The following is a 5,149-nucleotide window of genomic DNA, read 5'->3' as shown; positions in this document are numbered from 1 at the left end:
TCAACTCAAAATCGACCCAGGCTCAAAAGTAACTGGGCTTGCTCTGGTGCAAGATGACAAGGTTCTATGGGGAGCAGAACTCTATCACCGAGGGCAGCAAATTAAGGCTGATCTTGAGGACAGACGAAAATTGAGGAGAGGAAGGCGAAACCGTAAAACCCGGTATCGTCAACCTAGATTCTTAAACCGTACTCGTCCAGAAGGTTGGCTTGCTCCATCGATGCTCCATCGGGTTCTGACTACGATGACCTGGGTTAGACGATTAACCAAGTTTGTTCCCGTTACAGGAATCTCATTAGAGCGAGTTAGATTTGACATGCAGAAAATGATCAACCCTGAAGTTTCAGGTGTTGACTACCAGCAGGGTGAACTACAGGGGTATGAAGTTCGAGAGTACCTGTTAGAGAAATGGAATCGGCAATGTGCATACTGCAAAGCCACAGACACCCGTTTGGAAGTCGATCATATTCACCCCAAATCCAAAGGGGGATCTGACCGAGTATCTAACCTGACCGTTGCTTGCCATGACTGTAACCAGGCGAAAGGAAACCGAAATATAACAGACTTCCTCTCTGGTAAGTCTGACCTACTCAATCGAATTCTCAGCCAAGTTAAGCAACCGTTATTGGATGCGGCAGCGGTCAACTCAACTCGGAACAAGATTGCTGAGGAGTTGATTGCTACAGGCTTACCTATTGAGTTTGGGACAGGTGGACAAACTAAGTATAACCGTTGCCGATTAGATCTTCCTAAAACTCACTGGCTTGATGCTGCCTGTGTAGGAGTTGTTGTCCATCTCACCCTTGAGACTAAGCAATGTTTAACCATCACAGCATCAGGACATGGAAACCGACAGATGGCTGGTGTTGATAAGTATGGCTTCCCATACCGCCACCGTACTCGTCAGCAAGTTCATTTCGGTTTCAGAAGTGGGGATATCGTCAGGGCGGTTGTACCCAAAGGCAAGAAAGCGGGAACCCATTTAGGTCGGGTTCTCTGTCGGAAGTCCGGTAGCTTCGACATCCAGACTAAATCTGGCAGAGTCACTGGAATCAATCACAAGTATTGCAGCACTATACACGGGAGGGATGGCTATGCCTACGTATTCTAAGGATGCGCTGTCGCGCTGCTGTCATGTAAGGGGAGAGCTTTCCTCCCCATGCGTGAATCGACAGGGGCTTCCAGCTCTCCCCTTGCTAACAATTGTCGGTGAATTGAATGCTTGGGACTAGTTTAACCCGTCAACATGAAAACTTAAGAGAGGTTATTCAAAGTTACTATCAACTAACAAAACCTCGAATCATTCCACTACTATTAATTACGACAGCAGCGGGGATGTGGTTGGCATCCGATGGACAAGTCGATCCCATATTATTGCTAGTTACCCTGGTCGGTGGTACTTTGGCCGCAGCATCTGCCCAAGTACTTAACTGCATCTATGACCGTGATATCGACTATGAAATGTTGCGCACTCGCCACCGTCCCATTCCCTCTGGGAAAGTGCAGCCTCGTGATGCTTTGCTGTTTGCGATCGCATTAGCAATCCTGTCGTTCACCCTGCTAACAGTCTTCGCTAACCTCCTTAGTGCCTTACTAGCGCTATCTGGCATTATCTTCTATATGCTCATATACACTCATATCCTCAAGCGCCACACTGCCCAAAACATCGTCATTGGTGGTGCAGCAGGAGCAATTCCAGCACTAGTGGGTTGGGCTGCGGTGACAGGAGAATTGAGTTGGGCCCCTTGGTTACTCTTTATCATCGTGTTCTTGTGGACACCGCCTCACTTCTGGGCTTTAGCCTTAATGATTCACGAGGATTACGCCAAAGTTGGGATACCCATGTTACCGGTAGTAGCCGGTGAAGAGGTTACTGTTCGTCAAATCTGGTATTACACCTTATTAGTCGTCCCCACTTCCCTATTGTTGATCTATCCTTTAGGAGAATCGGGAGTGGTTTATGGCATAGTTGCTATTCTTTTGGGCAGTATTTTTATCAAAAAAGCATGGTTGCTGCTTAAGGAACCTAAAGACAATCAACTTGCCCGGTCTATGTTTAAGTACTCAATTCTCTATATGATGTTATTGTGTACCGGTATCGTAGTAGATAGCTTACCCATGACCAGGGAAATAACTGCAACTGTGGCAGAGAATTCCCAAGTTTTGATTCAAACAATTTCTACAGTTTTGGAACAGGTAAGTATTAACTTAGTTTAGGGTGTTGGCTGGTAAGCGATCAGCGATCAGCTAATGGCTACCTTACAGGCTAGAAGCCTGTTCGACCCCTAAGGGAAGGGCTGATAGCTTAATACTTACGTTTAAAGTTACTTACAATAGGGTTGGTGAATTAGCTCAGAGCTGTAACAATTCGCCAACCCTATTGATATTTATAGCAATTCTCAGCAACGTTTGACCGACATTGCATATCCTTTGAAGGCAATAGGCAATAGGCATGCTAGCAATAGGCAATAGCGCTGCATCCCGACTCCCGACTCCCGACTCCCGATTCCCGATTCCCGATTCCCTACTCCCTACTTACCCCCGTAGTAAAAAGCAATCTCTTTGTCTTTAAGAGGGATAAAATCAGCATCGAGCAGCATTTGATTGAGTTCTGCTTGAGAGATATGCTTCGCTCCAATCCGCACAATTCTTGATCTCATGGTATTGCTGACACCGCTCCGTTGCCGTTGAGCTTCCAACCCCATGACTTGGTTGTAAAGGTCTAACTTAGCTTTCGGTATTGGGGAGCCATCTAAATCAATTCCCTTTGCGATCGCGTCATCAACCGCATCAGCACCTGTAGTGGTTTGAGTCTGGGAATTACCTTCGGTAGACATAGTAAGCTGATAGTTATAGATACGAAAGTATTTTACAGGGTGTCGGTTTCCTTAACAAAGGGTGGAATTAGATTCAAAAGTCCCCCTTATTAAGGGCAGGGCGATTTCATTCTGGCGAAAACATAGATGGGTAGCCACCCCTAACCCCTGCCAGGAGGCAGGGCTGTTTCATTCTCGCCAAAAATAGTTTGAATGCCAACTGCTATATTCCCTGCTCCCTTAATAATTCCTGTTCCATAAAAAACCATAATTCTGTACTTAATAAAATCCCACGGTATATGTATGTTTTCCCGCAATCTCGCCTTGATCATCGGCATCAACAACTACCAAAACGGCATTTCCCCCCTGAACACCGCCGTAAACGATGCCAAAAAACTAATAGAAATTCTCCACGAGAAGCATGGCTATGAAGTCTGGGAATGCTTAGACGAAGTAGCCACTCTCTCTAACTTCAACAAATTTTTAGACCAAACCCTACCCGAACAAGTCACTGAAAATGACCGCTTATTATTTTACTTTGCTGGTCATGGAGTAGCTCTCAATGGGGATGATGGCCCGGCTGGTTACCTAATTCCTCAAGATGCCAAACTGGGGGATACTAATAGTTATCTGCCCATGACCAAGTTACATGATGCTTTCCATCAATTACCCTGTCGTCATTTCTTGGGTATCCTAGACTGCTGTTTTGCTGGTGCTTTTAAATGGTCGAATACCAGGGATTTACTCACATCGCCAGAAGTCATTCACCAAGAGCGTTATGACCGTTTTATTACTGACCCGGCATGGCAAATCATTACGTCCTCAGCTTCGGATCAAAAGGCTTTAGATAACTTTAATTTAGATAGCGAACGCGGTCAAATCGGCAATCATTCCCCTTTTGCTAGTGCATTATTAGAAGCCCTAGAAGGTGCAGGAGATATCTATCCTCCTGCCACGAATGGTAAACCGGCTGGAGATGGGGTAATTACAGCCACAAAATTATATTTATATTTACGGGATCGAGTCGAAATTCCCACAGAAAAATGCCGTCTGCGCCAAACGCCTGGTATTTGGTGTTTAAACAAGCACGATAAAGGCGAGTATATCTTTCTGTCTCCAGGACATGAACTCAACTTACCCCCCGCACCACCATTAGATGAGTCGAAAAATCCCTATCGGGGTTTAAACTCCTTTGAAGAGGAACACAGTCAACTATTTTTTGGTAGAACATTACTAGTAGAAAAGTTACAGGATTTTGTCAAGACTCATCCCTTAACTGTGGTCTTAGGTGCTTCCGGTTCGGGGAAATCGAGTTTGGTGAAAGCCGGATTAATTCCCCAGTTGAAACATAAAAATACCGATAAATGGTCGATAGTGTCACCAATTCGTCCCGGAGAAACCCCCTTCCAAGCTCTCAATAAAGCCCTGGGTGAGGCCGGATTACCAAAAGTCGAGTTAGGGAACAAACAAAAAACTCTCACTCAAAGTATTGCGGTTTGGGTTAAAAACAATCCCAAATCCAAGTTATTAATCTTTATTGACCAAAGCGAAGAAATCATTACACTCTGTCAAGATGAGCAGGAGCGGCAGGAATTTTTTCAACAGATACTGGCAGCAATTCATGGCTATCGGGAGCAATTACGAGTAGTATTAAGCCTACGTTCTGATTTTGAACCCCAAATCCGAGATGCGGGCTTAACGTTGGCACCGGAAGTACTAAATCAATTGGGAAGCACGGTGCTGAAAAATCGTTGGCAAAGTGGACGATTTATTGTACCAGCCATGACACGAGGGGAACTAAGGGAAGCGATAGAAAAACCGGCTCAAGCACGGGTGATGTATTTTCAACCCCACGAATTAGTAGACAAATTAATTGATGAAGTGGCGGATATGCCGGGAGCATTACCCCTGCTGTCTTTTGCCTTGAGTGAACTGTATCTCAAGTATTTAAGGCGACAACGGCAGGCACAATACGGGGGTATTACTATTGACCGGGCATTGACTCAAGCCGATTATATGGAATTGGGGGGAGTAATGCGATCGCTAACTCAAAGGGCGGATGAGGAGTATCATTTGCTAGTTCAAGAAAATCCCGCTTATGACCAAGTGATCCGTCATGTGATGCTGCGGATGGTGGCACTAGGTGGGGGTGAATTAGCCCGTAGGCAAGTACCTTTATGGGAATTGGAATATCCGCCTCAGAAAAATGATTTAGTTAAGGAAGTAATTGAGCGTTTTAGCACAGCACGGTTATTAGTAGAAGGACAAGATGCTGAGGGGAATCCCTATGTAGGACCAGCCCATGATGCTTTAGTGCGGGGATGGCAAAGATA

4 protein-coding genes are annotated in these 5,149 nt (G+C 45.4%); 3 read left to right on the top strand and 1 reads right to left on the bottom strand.

Annotated features, from left to right (window positions below):
• On the top strand, nucleotides 1–1,111 hold a 1,111-nt coding region (gene iscB / locus F6K20_RS23520), incomplete at its 5' end, for an RNA-guided endonuclease IscB (RefSeq protein ID WP_287296224.1).
• A 107-nt stretch (nucleotides 1,112–1,218) separates the two neighbouring features.
• Complete coding sequence (locus F6K20_RS23515; RefSeq protein ID WP_287265849.1) at nucleotides 1,219–2,217, top strand: heme o synthase; 999 nt, start codon at nucleotides 1,219–1,221, stop codon at nucleotides 2,215–2,217.
• A 314-nt stretch (nucleotides 2,218–2,531) separates the two neighbouring features.
• On the opposite strand, the gene F6K20_RS23510 is transcribed toward F6K20_RS23515, so the two are convergent.
• On the bottom strand, nucleotides 2,532–2,837 hold the full coding sequence (locus tag F6K20_RS23510; protein ID WP_044493949.1) for a small RNA NsiR4-regulated ssr1528 family protein: 306 nt from the start codon (nucleotides 2,835–2,837) through the stop codon (nucleotides 2,532–2,534).
• Between the two features lie 282 nt (nucleotides 2,838–3,119).
• Between F6K20_RS23510 and F6K20_RS23505 the strand changes: the two genes are divergently transcribed.
• On the top strand, nucleotides 3,120–5,149 hold a 2,030-nt coding region (locus F6K20_RS23505), incomplete at its 3' end, for an nSTAND1 domain-containing NTPase (RefSeq protein WP_287296222.1).

The organism is Moorena sp. SIO2C4 (assembly GCF_010672485.1).
In the GTDB taxonomy this organism is placed as follows: domain Bacteria; phylum Cyanobacteriota; class Cyanobacteriia; order Cyanobacteriales; family Coleofasciculaceae; genus Moorena; species Moorena producens.
The sequence above is the reverse complement of the archived record's forward strand: the minus strand, read 5'-3'. Positions and strand labels throughout refer to the sequence as shown.

Excerpts from the sequence above, each read along its gene's own strand:
- F6K20_RS23515 (WP_287265849.1), top strand. The coding sequence starts at position 1,219 with ATGCTTGGGACTAGTTTAACCCGTCAACATGAAAACTTAAGAGAGGTT.
- F6K20_RS23510 (WP_044493949.1), bottom strand. The coding sequence starts at position 2,837 with ATGTCTACCGAAGGTAATTCCCAGACTCAAACCACTACAGGTGCTGAT.